This window comes from Paenibacillus sp. FSL P2-0322, assembly GCF_037975315.1.
Taxonomy (GTDB): domain Bacteria; phylum Bacillota; class Bacilli; order Paenibacillales; family Paenibacillaceae; genus Paenibacillus; species Paenibacillus polymyxa_B.
This window is the reverse complement of sequence record NZ_CP150243.1, coordinates 4799822-4817352: the sequence shown is the minus strand read 5'-3', so window position 1 is coordinate 4817352 and position 17531 is coordinate 4799822. Positions and strand designations below refer to the sequence as shown.

The 17531-nt window shown below is 48.4% G+C and carries 20 protein-coding genes; 13 read left to right on the top strand and 7 right to left on the bottom strand.

Annotated elements, in window-relative coordinates; translation table 11 throughout:
• The first annotated feature begins 73 nt into the window (after positions 1–73).
• The 6 genes from wecB to MKY24_RS21260 are packed head-to-tail and all read left to right on the top strand — an operon-like array spanning position 74 to position 5898.
• A complete protein-coding gene (gene wecB, locus MKY24_RS21285) occupies positions 74–1165 on the top strand; it encodes a UDP-N-acetylglucosamine 2-epimerase (non-hydrolyzing) (RefSeq protein WP_023990106.1) in 1092 nt (363 codons plus the stop codon).
• Positions 1158–2144: a polysaccharide biosynthesis protein gene (locus tag MKY24_RS21280; RefSeq protein ID WP_025722608.1), complete on the top strand. Its 987-nt coding sequence runs from the start codon at positions 1158–1160 to the stop codon at positions 2142–2144. The genes wecB and MKY24_RS21280 overlap by 8 nt, the downstream gene beginning before the upstream one ends.
• Positions 2141–2995, top strand: a complete 855-nt coding sequence (locus MKY24_RS21275) for an SDR family oxidoreductase (protein ID WP_076264912.1) — start codon at positions 2141–2143, stop codon at positions 2993–2995. Before MKY24_RS21280 ends, MKY24_RS21275 begins: the two co-directional genes overlap by 4 nt.
• Positions 2956–3954, top strand: coding sequence for an NAD-dependent epimerase/dehydratase family protein (locus MKY24_RS21270; RefSeq protein ID WP_339200818.1), 999 nt, complete (start codon positions 2956–2958; stop codon positions 3952–3954). Before MKY24_RS21275 ends, MKY24_RS21270 begins: the two co-directional genes overlap by 40 nt.
• Positions 3951–4667 (top strand): glycosyltransferase, encoded by a 717-nt coding sequence (locus MKY24_RS21265; RefSeq protein ID WP_028541477.1) that lies wholly within the window; start codon positions 3951–3953, stop codon positions 4665–4667. The genes MKY24_RS21270 and MKY24_RS21265 overlap by 4 nt, the downstream gene beginning before the upstream one ends.
• Before the next feature lie 28 nt (positions 4668–4695).
• Complete coding sequence (locus MKY24_RS21260; RefSeq protein ID WP_053326025.1) at positions 4696–5898, top strand: glycosyltransferase family A protein; 1203 nt, start codon at positions 4696–4698, stop codon at positions 5896–5898.
• On the opposite strand, the gene MKY24_RS21255 is transcribed toward MKY24_RS21260, so the two are convergent.
• Positions 5891–6247, bottom strand: a complete 357-nt coding sequence (locus MKY24_RS21255; RefSeq protein ID WP_339200816.1) for a hypothetical protein — start codon at positions 6245–6247, stop codon at positions 5891–5893. The genes MKY24_RS21260 and MKY24_RS21255 overlap by 8 nt on opposite strands.
• 163 nt (positions 6248–6410) lie before the next feature.
• Here MKY24_RS21255 and MKY24_RS21250 point away from each other — a divergent pair, with 163 nt between their 5' ends.
• From MKY24_RS21250 to MKY24_RS21235, 4 genes are read left to right on the top strand one after another with little or no spacing between them, the layout of a single operon-like run.
• Positions 6411–7685 carry a sialidase family protein gene (locus MKY24_RS21250; RefSeq protein WP_339200815.1) on the top strand — a complete coding sequence of 425 codons (1275 nt, stop codon included), beginning with the start codon at positions 6411–6413 and terminating at the stop codon, positions 7683–7685.
• Positions 7685–8911: a sialidase family protein gene (locus MKY24_RS21245; protein WP_258297125.1), complete on the top strand. Its 1227-nt coding sequence runs from the start codon at positions 7685–7687 to the stop codon at positions 8909–8911. The genes MKY24_RS21250 and MKY24_RS21245 overlap by 1 nt, the downstream gene beginning before the upstream one ends.
• 33 nt (positions 8912–8944) lie before the next feature.
• Positions 8945–10165, top strand: a complete 1221-nt coding sequence (locus MKY24_RS21240; RefSeq protein WP_053326023.1) for a glycosyltransferase family 4 protein — start codon at positions 8945–8947, stop codon at positions 10163–10165.
• A 31-nt stretch (positions 10166–10196) separates the two neighbouring features.
• On the top strand, positions 10197–10370 hold the full coding sequence (locus MKY24_RS21235; RefSeq protein WP_167348638.1) for a hypothetical protein: 174 nt from the start codon (positions 10197–10199) through the stop codon (positions 10368–10370).
• Positions 10371–10457: 87 nt separating this feature from the next.
• On the opposite strand, the gene MKY24_RS21230 is transcribed toward MKY24_RS21235, so the two are convergent.
• A complete protein-coding gene (locus MKY24_RS21230; RefSeq protein ID WP_339200814.1) occupies positions 10458–10853 on the bottom strand; it encodes a hypothetical protein in 396 nt (131 codons plus the stop codon).
• Between the two features lie 25 nt (positions 10854–10878).
• Complete coding sequence (locus MKY24_RS21225) at positions 10879–11226, bottom strand: hypothetical protein (protein WP_023990095.1); 348 nt, start codon at positions 11224–11226, stop codon at positions 10879–10881.
• 244 nt (positions 11227–11470) lie between these two features.
• Between MKY24_RS21225 and MKY24_RS21220 the strand changes: the two genes are divergently transcribed.
• The 3 genes from MKY24_RS21220 to MKY24_RS21210 all read left to right on the top strand — a co-directional run bounded on the left by MKY24_RS21220 (position 11471) and on the right by MKY24_RS21210 (position 13801).
• A complete protein-coding gene (locus MKY24_RS21220) occupies positions 11471–12118 on the top strand; it encodes a DUF1796 family putative cysteine peptidase (protein ID WP_023990094.1) in 648 nt (215 codons plus the stop codon).
• Positions 12111–12737, top strand: coding sequence for a DUF1796 family putative cysteine peptidase (locus tag MKY24_RS21215; protein ID WP_023990093.1), 627 nt, complete (start codon positions 12111–12113; stop codon positions 12735–12737). Before MKY24_RS21220 ends, MKY24_RS21215 begins: the two co-directional genes overlap by 8 nt.
• A 131-nt stretch (positions 12738–12868) precedes the next feature.
• The gene (locus tag MKY24_RS21210) at positions 12869–13801 is read left to right on the top strand and encodes an NAD-dependent epimerase/dehydratase family protein (RefSeq protein ID WP_023990092.1); all 933 of its coding nucleotides are present in this window, start codon (positions 12869–12871) and stop codon (positions 13799–13801) included.
• Between the two features lie 66 nt (positions 13802–13867).
• Here MKY24_RS21210 and MKY24_RS21205 read toward each other — a convergent pair whose 3' ends face one another.
• The 4 genes from MKY24_RS21205 to MKY24_RS21190 form a co-directional block, all read right to left on the bottom strand.
• Positions 13868–14194, bottom strand: a complete 327-nt coding sequence (locus MKY24_RS21205) for a PTS sugar transporter subunit IIB (RefSeq protein WP_023990091.1) — start codon at positions 14192–14194, stop codon at positions 13868–13870.
• A gap of 29 nt (positions 14195–14223) precedes the next feature.
• Positions 14224–15660, bottom strand: a complete 1437-nt coding sequence (locus MKY24_RS21200) for a glycoside hydrolase family 1 protein (RefSeq protein ID WP_028541484.1) — start codon at positions 15658–15660, stop codon at positions 14224–14226.
• A 70-nt stretch (positions 15661–15730) separates the two neighbouring features.
• Entirely contained in the window at positions 15731–17026 is a 1296-nt protein-coding gene (locus tag MKY24_RS21195; protein ID WP_028541485.1) for a PTS transporter subunit EIIC, read from the bottom strand.
• Between the two features lie 18 nt (positions 17027–17044).
• Positions 17045–17413, bottom strand: coding sequence for a PTS lactose/cellobiose transporter subunit IIA (locus MKY24_RS21190; RefSeq protein WP_049828407.1), 369 nt, complete (start codon positions 17411–17413; stop codon positions 17045–17047).
• Positions 17414–17531: the final 118 nt, after the last annotated feature.

Genomic DNA, 17531 nt, shown 5'->3' with positions numbered 1-17531 from the left:
CTGCTGGATGGCTATCATTCATTGAACGCCACAATTCAATGAAACAACGACAGCAAAGGTGGGTTCCAAAACCATGAAAATATTGACCGTGCTCGGCACAAGACCGGAAATTATACGGCTCAGCCTGATCATTCCGAAGCTGGACCGCCATGCAGATGAACATGTGCTTGTGCATACGGGCCAAAATTACACCGAAAGCCTGAGCGGGCAGTTCTTTCGCGAGCTGGGACTGCGTGCCCCGGATTATGTACTTCAGGAGAAAGCGGGGACACTGGGCAAACAGTTGTCCGTCATGTACTCGCAGATGGAGGATATTTTAAACAAGGAACGCCCTGATCATGTGTTATTGCTCGGTGATACGAACAGCGCCTTATGTGCCTTGCTTGCGGAACGTATGGGTTACCCGGTCGTGCATATGGAGGCGGGGAACCGCTGTTATGATCTGGATGTGCCGGAGGAGAAGAATCGGCGTGTCATTGATGCAATATCCAGCATTAATATGCCTTATACGGAGCAAAGCAAGCAGCACCTACTACGCGAAGGCTTTCCAAGTCAACGAATTATACTGACTGGAAATCCGATCTACGAAGTGATGCAGCACTATAAGAAAGAGGTATCGGGCAGTGGAATTTTGAAAAAGTTGGGACTGTCGCCGGGAGAATATTTCCTGGTCACTGCCCACAGAGCTGAAAATGTCGACCATCCACCGCATTTGCTGGCTATTTTAGATGGTCTTAACCGGGTAGCCCAGCAGTTCGGGCAGCGGGTCATTTGCAGTATTCATCCCCGCACTGCCGCCCGAATCGCAAGCCATCCGCCGATCCAGCTTGACCCGCTAGTGGAATTTCACGAACCGTTCGGTTTTTTTGACTTCGTTCTGCTGGAGCGGCATGCCCGCTGCGCTTTGACGGACAGTGGTACCGTACAGGAAGAATGCTGTGTCATGGGGGTACCGACGGTTACGATGCGCCGGACGACCGAACGGCCGGAAACGGTAGATTGCGGCAGCAATATCGTGTCTGGTCTTGATGGCGAGGTTATAGCAAACGCGGTAGCCATAATGACCGGGATGACCCATAAGTGGCAATGTCCTGCGGGCTATCTGGCGGAAGATGTGTCGGATAAGGTAGTTAAATTTCTGCTTGGAGGGAAACGGCATGTTTGAAAACCAACGTATCTTGGTTACCGGCGGTACCGGCTCCTGGGGGCATGAGCTGGTTGCCCAGTTACTGCCGCGTAACCCCAAAGAGGTCATTATCTTTTCACGTGGAGAATCCAGTCAGGTTGCCATGAACAGGCAGTTTGAGGATGAACGACTCAGCTTCTGTATTGGAGATATTCGGGATAAGGATGCGCTGACTACCGCTTGTCAAGGAGTGGACTATGTATTTCATTTAGCAGCGCTCAAGCACGTTCCCGTCTGTGAGGATCAGCCCTATGAGGCACTCAAAACCAATGTCGTAGGCACCCAAAACGTGATCGAGGCCGCTGTTGCCAATCAGGTAAAGAAAGTCATTTATATATCGACTGACAAGGCCGCAAATCCGTCTAATTTTTATGGCATGACGAAGGCGATTGGAGAAAAACTGATTGTTTACGCCAATCTGCTGAATAGCGATACACGTTTCGTGACGGTGCGCGGCGGTAATGTTTTGGGCACAAACGGAAGCGTGGTGCATCTGTTCCAAAGCCAGATTCGCCAAAAGGGTAAGGTTTCGATCACAGATATGAACATGACCCGCTTCTTCCTGACCTTGCGTGATGCGATCAGTCTCCTGTTCAAAGCCTCGGTGGAAAGTGTCGGCGGGGAAATTTTTATTATGACCATGCCAACCTGCCGTATTGTGGACTTGGCTGAGGTGCTCATTGAGGATTCAGGTGTGGAAAACGTAGAAATTGTAGAAAAAGGTGTGCGTCCCGGCGAGAAAATTCATGAAATTCTGATGAGTGACTTTGAAAGCCTGACGACGGTAGTCTATGACGAGCAATATTTGGTTATTCTCCCAACGCTGAATATTCCTCAATTAAAGGACCGCTATACTCAGTGCCCTCCGGTGTCGTTCAGCAGCTTTAGCTCGGAGTTCAATTTGATGTCCAAAGAGGAGATTCGCAGCATTCTCCAAAGCGGGGGGTTCATCAAATGAAGCTGCTTATTTTGGGTGGTAACGGCATGGCGGGCCATGTTCTGGTTAAGTATTTCCAAAACCAGAGCGGGTATAACGTGTTCTACACCACCCGTGATCCCGAAAATAAAGGCGGTCTGCTGCTGGATGTAAAGGACAGCTTTATGGTGGAGCAGCTGGTACGGAGTGTACGGCCAGACGTTATTATTAACGCGGTAGGCGTACTGAATCAGCATGCCGGGGAGAATCAGATCGCAGCATACCAAATCAATGGATTGCTGCCACATCTTCTCCGGCGAACAGCGGACAGTATCGGTGCCCGACTGATTCATATCAGCACGGATTGCGTATTCGAGGGAAATCGGGTACCAGGTTTATATAAAGAGACGGATCAACCCGATGGGACAAGTGCCTATGCTTTGACGAAAATACTCGGAGAAGTAAAGGCAGCAGGACATTTGACTATCCGTACCTCCATTATCGGGCCGGAAATTCGGCCGGGAGGCATTGGTCTGCTGCACTGGTTCTTGCAGCAGAGCGGAGACGTTAACGGGTATCGCCGGGTCTTTTGGAACGGGGTTACGACGCTGGAATTAGCGAAGGCGATACAGGTGCAGATGAATGAGCCGCTGGACGGACTCATTCATCTGGTTCACCCTGAACCGATCAGCAAGCATGGTTTGCTGCTGCTGTTCAAAGACATCTGGAATAGGGAGGATATTCGGATCGTGCCGAAAGATGAGCCGGTGCAGGACCGGACGCTTCGTTCTACCCGGGCCGATCTGCTCTACGATGTTCCTCACTACAGCATCATGCTGAAGGAGCTGCTGGAATGGACGGAAGCACAGCGGAACAACGTCGGCCTGTCATAGTCATTACCGGAGCGGCGGGCTATACCGGGATGCATGCCTGCCGGCATTTTGCAAAGCTCGGCTGGGAGGTAGCGGCGCTGACTCGCACTGTCGCTTCAGTCTCAGAACTGATCTTATTGGCTCGCGATGATGAAAATAACAGTCCAGAGGCGGAGACCCGTAACTGTATTACGCCTTATGTGTGTGACTTGCTCGACAAGAAACGTCTGGGCGAAGTCATTAGACAGATTGCACCGGATTATGTGCTTCACCTGGGTGGTAAAAATTCCGTCCCTGAATCTTGGCAGAGTCCCTTGCTATACATGGAATCCAATGTACTGTCCACCCTGTATCTGCTCGATGTACTGCGACCTTTCCCCAAAGCCAGAATTGTCGTGGCGGGCTCTCGGCTAAAGACGGCTTTGCAGGCTCCGTATCATCCAACTCATCCATACAGCCTTAGCAAAAGCCTTCAAGAGGCAGTCGCGCTCTCGTGGGGCGCGCTGTTCGAACAATCCGTCATGCTAGCAGAGCCTTGCAACTTGATCGGTCCGGGTCCATCTACCGGATTTTGTGCATTACTCGCGGGGTATATCGTTCAGACGGAACGTCTGGAGGGGCAGTCCGTAACTGATACTGCCCCGTTCCGGGTATCTTCCCGACATGCGCAACGTGATTTCCTCGACGTTCGTGATGCCGTTCGCGCATACGGTGTGCTATTGGAACAGGGGGTGCCAGGCCAAGTTTACTCGGTCTGCACAGGCCGCATTGTGGAACTGGGCAATATCGTGGAACGTATGGTTGCGCTGGCCAAAACATCTATCCCCATACAATGGGGGGATGTGGAAGAGTCAGCATCCACCGAGGCATATCGTGCGAAAGAGCTGGAGGATATGGGCTGGAAGCCGACCATACAGCTGGGGCAATCTCTGGAGGATATGATTCAATACCGCCGAGCTGGAAAGGAAGGAACGATATGAGACCAAAAGTAACAATCGTCATTCCCTTTTATAACTGTGCCTATGTGGATCAGGCTTTGCAAAGTGCACTAGAGCAAACTTATGGGCCCCTCGAGATTATTGTCGTCGATGACGGGTCCACGGAACATGTTGATATGCTTCAGGCCTATCTTCCGTATATACATTATTTAGGCAAATCCAACGGTGGAACAGCCAGCGCCCTGAATCATGGTATCCGACATGCCAGCGGGGAATATATTGCCTGGCTCAGCTCCGACGATACCTATCATAGGGACAAAATTAATAATCAGGTTTCTTTTATGGTGGAAAACGGTGCGTACATCTCCCACACCAATTTCAATTTCATCAATCAATACAGCCAAGTCACAAGTTATCAGGCAGCCGCCGTGTTTCCGTCTATGACGGAGTTTTACCGTTTTTTTCAGCAAGGAAATCCGGTTAATGGATGCACGGTTATGTTTAAAAAGGAACTGTTTGCACATATCGGTTTGTTTGATGAACTGCTGCCGTACACACATGATCTGGATATGTGGTACCGAGTAATGATAGCGGGATATCCATTTCCTTTTCTGAACGAGTCCTTGGTTAACTACCGCTGGCATGATGAAATGGGAACCAAAAAACATTGGCCCGCTGTGGAGCGGGAGTACAACATAACCCAAGCGCGTTATCGAGATCGCTTCAGTCAGGTATTGAGCGGTTTATCCTCATGAAGCCGAAAGTCTGTCAGGGGGGATTGATATGGTAGATACGGGGATTGTTATGCCACTGTACAAACAGGATATCGGCTATCTGCAAGCTGCGATCTCATCCGTACTAGCCCAGAGCTACAGGGCATTTCGCTTCATCATTGTTATTGACGGAGCGCCGGAAATGGTGGGGCCAGCGCTCCACGCAGCAATGGGAGACCCGCGCGTTCAGTTGGTTACACTCCCTCAGAACAAAGGAGTATCCCACGCCCTTAATCGAGGATTCGATGAGTTGTTTAAAGATCCTGCGATCAAGTATGTGACCTGGGTATCCAGCGACAATGTTTATAATTTTTCCTTTATTGAACGATTGCGGCAGGAGCTGGAGCAGGGACCGGACTCACTCGGCCTTGTGTTCTCTACTTTTCGCCAGGTTGACGCATGTGGGAACCCGTTGTATGACGAGCAGCATCAGCAAGCTTTGATCCGGTACCAAGGCCAGCCGCATCATGAATTGCTGAATGCCAGCATTGTCGGGGTTTCATTTATGTACAAAAGCAAATATGCCCGCCAGATTGGCGGCTATCGGCTGCAACCAGTTGAGGATTATGATTACTGGCTGCGGCTGACCGAGACGTGCAGCATGAAATTCATCCCGGAGATCCTGATGGACTACCGGGTGAATTCCACATTTAGTGTATCGGCCGGCCTGCACAGCCAGAAGGAGCACCGACGCTGGCGGCACGCATTCCAAATCGCCAAGCATGAGGCGAGAGCACGTCGGGGCATCCCACTTGAAATGACGATTTTAATGCCTGTCACGGCTATGGCTCAAGCTGAACCATTGCTGGATAATCTGCTGGAGCAGCACTACAGCAATTGCGTGGTACGGTTGCTGGATTTAACGCCAGAACAGGGAGCCGCCGCTTTCCTGTCGATGATGCTCGATCCTCGGTTAATCGTAACGCCACGTCAGCATTATTCGGTCCAGGAAGCACTGGTTCAGGCTATTGGTGAAACAACGACCCGCTTTGTTGTATGCTTCGGTGTCAAACCATATATTGCCGTGACGGATTTGCTGTATCTGACGGATTTGTTGCGCCCATTACAGGATACACATGCCTTTTCCTACTATACAGATGACCACTCAACCATCGGTAGCGGCCGAGGGGTTCAGTCCGTACCGCCGGAATGGAATTACGTGTATTACACCCACAGATTGCATCAAGCACTGGAGCAGGGCAACTTTAAATAACAGGAGACAGCGCCGGGATTGTGGTCAGTTCTGACTGAAGAACACGATGCTCCTGTACAACATTACCAAACTGATCCAGTCCAAAGTTGGAAAGCACAACATTGGCAGGTGCAGCGGAGACTACGTTGTATTGTACCTCATAGGCAAGTACCCCTTGCACAAAGAAGGTACGTCGGGCAACAGAGTTTACAGGTAAGTTAACCGATGTCACGTATAAGGGGATCTTGGTATCCGGTACAAGCGAGAAAAAAATTTGGATGGTCACGGTTGCCGCGTTCACTGTATCCTCGTTGACCAAATTTACAACGACATTGGAGCAGGCAGTACCGAAATCTCTAGTGTTGGTCATATATCCGGTTGTAAAAGCCAATCGAATCATCCTCTCAAAAAATAGAATATTGGAAAACCCCTGAAGGGATGCTTCTATACTATGAATCTATTGAAAAGAAAGCTTGTATGGTTGTCTGTAGACTGTGCTGAAAAAAGTACATTTTAATAGAAATACTTTAGGCATGTTCATTTATATAATGAAGGGAATGCTTGCGATGCCTTTGAATTTTCAGGTGACACCCAGCGGCTTACCCAAATTTGAACCCAGTGTCGCCGTTAATTTGTTGAATCCGAATATCGTTGTGGCTGTCGCTGTTGACTTTAGTAGCGGGCCTCCGCTGATTGGACTGTATCGTTCCTTGGACGCCGGGGCGAACTGGACTGATACTTTACTGCCAATTCCACCGGGATATACAGGAGCCGAGGCAGGAATGGTAGCCTATCTGTTCCCGAATATTTTCATCATATCCGCACATGTGTTTCCAGGAAATGAGAACGGGGCTGTTGTGATCTATCGCTCTACGGACGATGGTGCCACCTTTGATCCTCCAGTGGTCATTAACCCGGGCTATGGAGATTACATTAATAATGACTGGACCAATATTACGACGGATAATGCAGGAGCAAGTCCCTATTTAGGGCACGTCTACGTTACGTATAACCGCCAATACAACGTAGAGTTTAATGCCCGGTCTGCGGCCTTTTACCAGCGTTCTACGGATGGAGGATTGACCTGGGATCGACCGTTATTGCTTTCCAATATCCAATCCTCCACGGAGCGGCCTGAGCCTGCGGTCGACAAATATGGCAGTGTATATGTCAGTTGGATTCGTACAGGGCCGCAGACACCGGCTTTCTTTATCCGGCGCTCCTTTGATGGAGGGGCAACTTTCAGCGGGGATATTCTTGTGTCCAATATAACGCTGGTGCCCAATCCTTTGCCCGTTCCTGGTTATGACTTTCGGATATTGAATTTCCCTAGCTTGGCCGCGGACTGCTCGGGTGTGCCTTCCACAACAAATACGCTATATGCCGTTTGGCAGGATTTTGGTCAGGGATACAGCAATATTTTATTGTCCAAATCAAGCGATTTTGGCGGTACCTGGAGTGCTCCGATCATCGTGACGGACAGCCCGCCCGGCTCGCAAAATTTCTTTCCTGCGATTTCGGTGTCGCCTAAGACGGGATTGGTCGTTGTCGTGTACTATACCAATCGCCTGAACGGCTTTAATCTGGATGTGTTCACCGCCCAATCGTCAGATGGAGGCAACACCTTTACGAACAGTCGTCTCACAACGACCTCCTTTAATCCGAATGTCGGTGGAGGCGAATCAGAGCTGATCGGCGACTATATTGATGTCGCCATCGTACCGCCGAATAGTTACATTTCCGTCTGGACGGATACGCGTACAGGCAGCCTGACGATTTTTGCTGGTGTACCGGGAGGTGAAGCCTGATGCCGAACGTACAGCTCACGCCTAATGGAAGGCTGGCGCAGGAGCCGAGTGTAGCTTTCAACCTGCTCGACGGTACCATTGTGTCTGCGGCTATCGATTTTACGACTGGGCCGCCGTTGACAGCAGTATACCGTTCAGGTAACGGCGGTGTCTCCTTCACACAGCAGATTTTACCGCTGCCAGCCGGCTATGTAGGGGCGGAATCCCATAGCGTCAGCTACGGTTTTCCCAACTTGTTTGTCATAGCCTGTCACGTATTTACCGCAGACGGCTTGAGCGGTACCATCGCTACCTATGTATCCAGAGACAACGGTAATACATTTGATCCGCCCGTGATTGCCCAGCGGGGGTATGGGACATTTGTCAATAATGTTGAGGTCGGCGTGAAATTTGATACTTCTCAGGTCAGCTCCTATACCGGAAATATCTATTTATGTTATACGCATCAGTACAATCCTGACTTTTTTGGCGGATCAGTCATGTTTTTCCAGCGTTCGCAGGATGGAGGGATCACGTGGGATACACCCGTGGTGCTCACCGCTGGCTCTAATCAGATCACGCGGGGGGAAATCACCGTGAGCATTACTGGGGTGATTTATGTCGGGTACATTGTAACTAATCCGGTTAACCAATATCAGGTCATTGTGTCCTTCAATGGGGGGACAGCATTCAGTTCTTCGCTGCCTGTATCTTCTGTTGTCCCGGTTCCGAGTCCGTTGCCCGTGCCCGGGTTTGGCTTCAATGTGCTGCCGATGGCCAACATTGCGGTGGATCGCTCTACTAGCCCGAATCAGGGAACACTTTATGCGGTCTGGCAGGATAATCGGGCAGGGTATGCGGATGTGCTGCTCGCCCGTTCGGTGGATGGTGGATTAAGCTGGACTGCGCCGCAATCTGTGACAGGGGCTAGTGCAGGGGCACAGCATTTTTTCCCGGCTATTGATGTTTCACCTGTGACCGGTGTGATTAAGATCGTATATTATACCAATCAAATAACGACCTCTTTATTAGACGTATTTGTGGCCGAATCAACGAACGGAGGGAATACATTTACGAACCTCAGAATAACAGACAGCTCCTTTAATCCTAACGGGATTAGTCCCGTTCCAGTCGTTACGATTGGTAATTTTATTGATGTAACGATCGTGCCGAATAATGGATTTTTTGCGGTCTGGACAGATGCGTTATCGGGTTTCCAGCAAATTTACGGAAGCAACGGAATGTAGCTCAGCGTACGAGACAGAGGAGGTGAGGCTGTTTTGAAAATTTTGTTGGCTACGTACTGGCCGATTCCTCATTTGGGTGGCGTATGGCCCTTTATGCTGCAAATTAAACGGAGGCTGGAGCTACTGGGTCACACAGTAGACTTGATGGGGAACGGACCGGATACACCTAAATACCATATTGTTTTTGAAGATAGGGAGCTGCTGAAGGATCAACTGCTGCCCCTGCTGCATACGAAGCTGAATGAATCGGCTGTCCCTGTATTACATTTGGATTCATGGGTGCAGACGGTGGAAAAGGATCGATACTGTATGGAGCTGGCAGCGGCGTATTTCGGGGTTGAGCAGTATGATGTTATTCACACGCAAGATGTCATTGCGACGCGTGCTCTAAGTCGGGTCAAACGTAAGGACAGTGCGTTGGTAGCGAATATTCATGGCTCGCTGGCTCGTGAAGTTATGATGGCTCTGGAGAGGGATCATGAGGAGGGTTACCGTGAGACGTTGATGTGGAAATATTATTGGGCGCTGGAGCACTATGGCGCTCTATCCGCGGATATTACCATTACGTCTACAGAATGGATGAAACAGACGCTTGTGCGTGAGTTCGAAGTGCCTGAGCAGCAGATTGCTACTTTCCAATACGGATTGGATACCGAGCACTTCTGGGAAGTCCATGCCCGGGGAACGGACATAGTACGACCTGAGGGGAAAAAAGTTATGATTTGTCCTTCACGGCTGGTCTATATCAAAGGGCTGCATTATTTAATGAGCGCTCTTGGCCTGCTGAAAGCAAGTCGTACGGATTGGGTTTGCTGGATTGTCGGGGAGGGAGATAAAAGGGAAGAGCTTCAAACACAGGCGAAGGAGCTAGGGTTGGAGGAAGACGTGTTTTTTTTGGGGCATCGTGAAGATGTACCTGCTCTTTTACAATTGGCGGACCTTTTTGTCCATCCGAGCATACAGGATAATCAGCCGTTTTCGGTCATGGAGGCGCAGATTATGGGGCTTCCGGCAGTGGTATCGGATGCGGGCGGACTGCCGGAAATGGTGAAGCATGAACACACCGGACTGGTCTCCCCGGTTGGCGATGTGGAGGCACTGGCAGCTCATTTGCAGCATTTGCTGGCCCAGGATGAAGTGCGAATAGCTATGGGGAAACATGCCAAAGCATGGGGGACCGCGCATTGGTCTCTGGATGTTATGATTGAGCGACTCGTGAATATTTATGGGCAAGCGCTGAATCAAGTACGTTGAGTACGTTGATTCAACAGTTAGGAGGCAGAGCATGACTTTTCCTGTCGTTGGAGACTTGTACAACCGTATTTTTGAAATCCAGCAGTCGCACCCGGATCTGAAGGTCGATTACGCAATATGGAACCGAATTAATACTTCGTTGCCGGAAGATTATAAGCTGCCAGACGCTGACATTTTGGAACGTCTGAAACAATCCGCACCATGAAGGCACAGACCCTATAAAAAGGCAGGTCGGGCTTAAAACTCCCACCTGCCTTTAGTTTATTCCAGTTCATTGTCCAACAGGTTTTTGTCAATCTTCATAAACTGAGCCTCGAATTATGAGCGGCCCCGTAACAACAGCACGGCGGTCAGCTGATTGTACGGTCAAGCAGTATACATAAGGCTCTGCCTGTTCTCCCGTTTCCTCATAGCTTAACTCGGCAAATCCCTCCTGATAACAGGAATCTTGCAACCAATCCAGCATAGGTCCCCGCTCATCATTGCGACGCAATCGAATGTCCAACTCCCCGATATCCCAGTTGAGCAGCGGATTTTCCCATGCCAGAGAGACTTCAATGACAATACGTCCTCCAGATTTACTTACAGGAATGATTAATGTAGAGAGCACGCTCTCCTGTTCGGTGACCTGAAAAGGCAGTGCATATGTGCCTGGTTCAGCTTTGTTTTGAACTGAATATTTCAACATACCTTCTTCCTCCTCTGCCCGTTCATTAGGGTGTCACGGTAAAATGACTGGCTGTACGCTTAGCGACAATGTTCCCGTTTTCCAAAAATTCAGCCAGGATAAACAGCGTTTCCGGATTGTAAATACTCGTTACCACTCGCAGGTAAAAAGGATTTTGGGCGGTCTCCATATCCTTGAGTTCTAGCACGGAGCCAGCTTCGGGAGAAGGGTTCAATCGAAGGAGCTGCCGTCGGAAAACGCCACTGTCATTTCCCATTTCCAGCAACACATCGACGGCTCTCTTTTCACGATTGAAAAGGGTCACATGGCAGCTTTGTATGTGGGCGCTGTGGTAAGCGAGATGGTGATCGACGGTTAAAAGAAACACGGACATATGATGATGCCTCCTTGAATTCCGTTAGGTTACCAGCCTTAATATGATATGAAAAATAGCCGGGATTGGACTGGATAGTTGTACGCCTCTTTGACAAAAAGCGCATCGGTGTCCAACCCTTTTCGCCGTGCTGTGCATGTAATGTAGAGTGGAACAAACTACGGCCTGAAGTCCCTTTTCGACTACAGAAGAAGGGCCAAGCAGGATCTGAGGGAAGGGTCGTATTAAAAAAGGAGGCGCGGCTATGAGACTCGCACAGCTGGCAGGGGAATATGAAGCGGTCTTCAGTCTGGGACAAAACTGTACACCTGCCATTCAATTGGAAAAGAACCGTTTGCGGCCGTTTGCCGGGGTACTGGATTGGATGATGTCTGACACGCTGTCCGATGTGAACCGCTTGCTTGAAAATCGGTTTGCCGGATTTATGGATTTGCCTAATTTAAGTGTCGTTGGTACGAGCCAACTGAATTATATGGTCAGAGATATCGCTTATAATGTGATCTCGGTACATGATTTTCCGCAGGAACGCAATACGTCCTCAGATCTGGTGACCTATCCCGAGTTCAAGGAAAAGATAGACCGTCGTATCGAACGTTTTTTTGCAAAAACACAGATGGCGAAGCGCAGCTTGTTCGTCCGTATGCTGGGAACCTATGAAGAAGTAGAGGAACTGGAACGTATTTTGTCGGGCATGGTAGCGAATGAATTTCGTTTGTTGGTGGTGAATTGTTCCGGCGTAACGGAGTTGACGGAGGTGGATTGGCAGCTTCCGCATGTATGCTCGGTGGAAATGCCTTTTGCCGATGTATGGAATTACAAGAGTGATCCGCACTGGCGTACCCTTTTTAAAGGGATGACCTTGTCTTCGGAAAGGGGAGGGCGTCGTGCTTGAGCGGTTGCAGGGGGATTATGATGCTGTATTCAGTTTGGGTGGACATTGCTTACCTTCCATTCAGCTGGATAAAAACGGACTGCGTCCCTATGCGGGTCCGCTGGACTGGATGATTTCCGGTAACTTGTCACAGATCAGTCGTTTGCTGGACGCCCGTTTTGCCGATTTTATGGATGTTGATAGTCTACGTGTCACGGGGCATGATTACGGCGAGCATAACTTCATGGTTGAGGATGCATCCTATGGGATTACAGCAGCACACCATTTTCCGGTTAGCCAGAATACATCGGAGCAGCTGACTTCCTACCCTGCATTCAAAACGACGCTTGATCGCCGCATTGCACGTCTACTGGACCAATTCGCGCTTGCGTCCCGTCTGCTACTGGTTCGTCTCGGGGGTAGTCGGGAGCAAGCGGTGGAACTACATGATGTGTTATTACAGAGGATTACACATGATTTTCGCTTGTTATACGTGGATTATACAGGGACTGATGGTGTGACGGAGCTGGACTGGGGGTTGGAGAGGCTGGTTTCAGTCGAGCTGCCACCTGAGGATATATGGAACGGTCAGGATGAGATGTGGCGTTATATGCTGGAAAACGTGAGACTGCATGTCTGAGGTGCTGAGATTCTAGAAAGACATTATAGATTGTCTTCGGACTGTGCTTGTGCCTGCGCCAAGCTATAGGGAGTCGCATAACATGATGCGAAGGGAAGTCATATGCTTCGGTTCAAAAGGAGGGTGAGCTAGTGAAGGCTTTGGTCACCGGGGGAGCCGGATTTATTGGTTCTCAGCTGGTACGTGCGCTTGCTGATTCGGGCATCAGAGTGCATGTGCTGGATAATCTGACGACCGGGAATATGGCAAATGTGGACCCGCGCGCGGTCATGCATATTGCGGATATTCGCAGCTCTGAAGCTAGGACGCTGCTGATTCGGGAAAGCCCGGATATTGTGTTTCACTTGGCCGCACAGGCGGATGTGCAGCAATCCATCCATCGACCCGATGAGGACGCGGATGTGAATGTGCTGGGGACGATTCATTTGTTGCAGGCTTGTCATGAAGCGGGTGTGTCGAAATTTATATTTGCATCCACGTCCGGTGTATATGGAGAGTTGCAAAAGCAATGTATACAGGAAGACGATCCCGTGGAGCCCATTTCAGGCTACGGACTGTCCAAGCTGACCGCAGAATCGTATATTCGACTTTTTTATCGGCTGTACGGTATGAACTATACGATTTTGCGTTATGGAAATGTGTATGGTCCCGGTCAGGCCGCGAAGGGAGAGGGTGGTGTAGTCGCTCTCTTTATGGAGCGGCTGAAAAAAGGAAGTCCCTTGCTCATTCACGGCGATGGGACACAAACCCGAGACTTTGTGTACGTCAAGGATGTAGTTCGAGCGAATATGGCGGCTATCCATGCAGCGGACCAACGCACAGTACATGTAAGTACAGGACGAACGACGTCCATTAATCGACTGGCTTACGATTTACTAAAGCTGCATGGTTCGTCTGTCCGCCCTGTGTATTCACCAGCGCGAGCGGGAGACATTCACCATAGCTGTCTTAGTAACGCAGTCGCCAGACATTGGCTTCGTTGGGAACCGCTATACGGCATTTCTGCCGGTTTACAGGAAACGTATGTGAGCAGTATGGGATCAGGCAAAGAAGGTATGTCGTGATAAAGAGCGCGCAACTCAAGAAAGAGACTGAGGAAACTCTCAGCCTCTTTTTCATTTGAATAGCAATTAGATGTTCTCGCCAGCCAGCTTCAAGGCTTGATCTAGGACAGCTGCACCGTTTCCTCTACCATAAGCCAACGTGTCAATGACATCTACAGGGATACCATAGGGAGCTGCAATTTCGGTTACTGCCTTTTTACGCATCCGCACTTGAGGTCCGAGCAAAATAGCAATCACAGAATCTGTAACGGCTTCTAGCTCTTCCTTGATGGTGCTTTCGGGGATGGCTTCGATGTTCAGCTCTATGGATCTTGCTGTTGCTTCTTTTTTCATTTTAGAAACCAAAATGGATGTGGACATACCCGCAGCACATGCCAAAATAATTTTTTTCATATTTGAGCGCCTCCAGAATTCATTTTTAACTATTTATACTCTTCATCCAGATCAGCAATAAATGAGCGTTCCTTGATAGCGGCTTGATACCAGTAGCCGGATTTCTTCAAATGCCGACTTCGATCATTGTCCAGGTTAATTTCCACCAGTCCATAGCGATTTTTAAAAGCATTCATGGGAGAAACGTTGTCTGTAAAGGCCCACAGCATATAACCTGTACAGTTGGAGCCCGCTTCTACAGCTTGTAATGTGTAGTATAAATGCTCAGTTATAAAGTCAATACGATAGTCGTCCTGAATAATGTGTTCCTCATTTTTGAAAGCAGCTTCATTCTCAATGCCCATACCATTTTCCGCGACAAACCACTCGATATTGTGATATTCGTTCTTGATGCGCATTCCCATATCGTAAATGATTTTCGGATAAATCTCCCAGCCCCGTGACTTGTTCATTCTTTTACCCGGAAGATCAAAATGCTCATAGTAGTAAGAGGGGTGAAAGGGGGTGTTTTCGTTCCACGCTTTACTCTGTGCTTTTACCCGATGGGGATAATAGAGATTGATCCCGACGTAGTCAACGGTATTTTCCTTAATGACTGCCAGTTCTTCCGTTGTAGCTTCAAATGTAATATCATGCTTGCCCATGAGATCGAACAATTCTTGCGGGTATTCGCCTTTAATAAGCGGGTCCAGAAATACTCGATTGTAAAATAAATCATACACATGTGCGGCATACTGGTCATGAGGGGCGCTTGATCGGGCATAAGTGACTTCGGGATTCAGAATAACGCCTATTTTAGCCCCTTGCTGACTATAGTTTTTTGCTTTGAAAAGCTGTACGCATTTCGCGGTAGCCAGCGTTTTATTATAGTTCCATTGCATCCACTTCCGCGTATTTTGTTCATAGGGATAGCGAAGGGCATCTAGATAGACACGAGTCTGTACAACAATGGGCTCATTAAACGTAAACCAGTGCTTGACCCGATCGCCGTACCGTTCAAACACTTTCTCCGCATATTTTACAAACAGCTCCACCACATGCTTGGAAGACCAGCCCTCATATTTGTCCAGCAAATAGGCGGGTACCTCATAGTGTTCTAGACAAATCATCGGCTCGACTCCGCTTGCAATCAGCTCATCAATGACCCGGCCCATATAATCCGCATACGTTTCATCCACCACTACATTCTCATAATCCGTTAAGAAGCGGGACCAATTAATAGAAGTACGATAATGGGTTAAGCCAATCTGCTTCATCAGCGCAATATCTTCGGTATAGCGATTATAAAAGTCGGTTGCAACCGCGGGTCCATATCCATTGTGCCAGACATAGCGGTCATATTTGTACCATTGGTCTAGGTATGAGTCCTGACCTTCTTTTTTACCGCTCCAGCCCTCTGTCTGCCAAGCGGAAGCCGCTGCACCCATGATGAAATTCGACGGAATTTGTATCGTATGTTTAGCCATGACATGTTTCTCCTTTTCATTGAATAAAGAATGCGTTTTCAATTAATTGATGTATTTCTATAGTAACGCATTATTCAGCCGTTCGCTTGTTGGCAATTTTGACGAATGGGAAATAAATGATAATGGCTACCACAATACAAATGATCTGAGTTACGACGGCGCCAATGCTTCCACCTGTAGACAGGTAGGCATTAATAATAGGCGGAGTAGTCCATGGAACCATGACGACGGCTTTACCTGCAAATCCAAGCAACGTCGAGAAGTAACCAATCGTTCCTGTGATGAGCGGAGTAATAATGAAAGGGATAGCCATCAATGGATTCAACATAATCGGAAGTCCAAAAATGACAGGCTCATTAATATTAAACAGACCTGGACCCAATGAAAGCTTTGTTATTTCCTTCATATCTTCACGCTTGGAAGCGATCATAATACAAATCAAGAGGGCCAGCGTAATTCCTGAACCACCGATACTCATGTATACGTCCCAGAAAGGCATCGTAATAATGTTCGGAATGGGCAGTCCTTGCTCATAAGCAGTCATGTTGACGGTAATTGCGCCAAGCAGTAGGGGTTCACGAATGGGCTTTACCATTTGGTTCCCGTGAATACCGATCACCCAGAAGATTTGCGCAACCAGCATCAGCACCAGTATACCTGGCAGTCCCTGTACTACGGTCTCCAGAGGTTTTTGCACCACATTATAGACGGCATCGTACAGGTAGAGACCTGTAAACTTATGAAAAAAGAATCCAAACATTGAGAAGACAGTCACCGTAATAATGGTAGGAATGAGTGCCGAGAAAGAAACGGCCACATTGCTGGGAACACTCTCAGGCATTTTAATTTTTAGTTTATCGGACTTGCCCAGTTTGCTGTATAGCTCAACGGATAGGATGCTTATGAAAATACCTAAAAACAAGCTCTTGGTATCCGTAAATTGACGGGCTATGACGTCTGTTACTTTTTGCATGTCACCGTTAACCATCAACTCTATCGTGGTCGGTGTCACAGAGATAAAACAGATTAAAGCAAGCAAACCGGGGAAGAGATTTTTCTCACCGTTAATTTTTCCTAGCTCTAGACCAATCATGAAAATAGCCAGAATGGTAAGGATATTCAAGCTGGCATAGTTAATGCCTGAGAAAATCGGTTTGTACTCAGCCAGGAATGAGAATGGCCTAAAATGGGCCAAACCATTGACCGGGTCCATGACCATATTGGAAATCAGTACAGCAAAGGCACCGACAATAATAACGGGCATCAATGTGATAAAAGCTGATTTGATCGCTATAATATATTTAAAATTGTTGATTGCATTTGCTACCGATGTGAGGCCGTCAACCAGTTTGTCTTTGAAAGCCATAAGATAGCGCCCCTCCCTCTACGATTTCGGTACGAATTGATCAATGCGTTCATACAGGTCTACAAACTCTGAGGCCATATCGCGAATGGTGATGGCATTCATCAAATGATCTTGAGCATGTACCATCATGACGGACATCTCTGTTTTTTCACCTGCTGCTTCCTTGCGGATGATTCTGGTTTGAATTTTGTGGGAGGACACCAGTTCTTTTTTTGCTGAGGCTAATTCTTCTTTGGCTTCACGGAATTTCCCCGCCTTTGCAAGCTCAATCGCTTCCATGGCCGAGCTGCGTGCATTCCCTGCGTATAATATAATTTGGAATACAATCTCTGTATCATCCATGTCCTCCATGTTCACGTCGTGCTCTGTAGATTCATCATTATTCACGTGATCTTCTCTCCTTTCAATCTTCCCTTCGTATAGCTATTATAATTTGGAATCGCTTTCAACATAACGCACATTATTTCCTCTTCTTAACGGAAATAAATCGTTCTTCATACTCCTC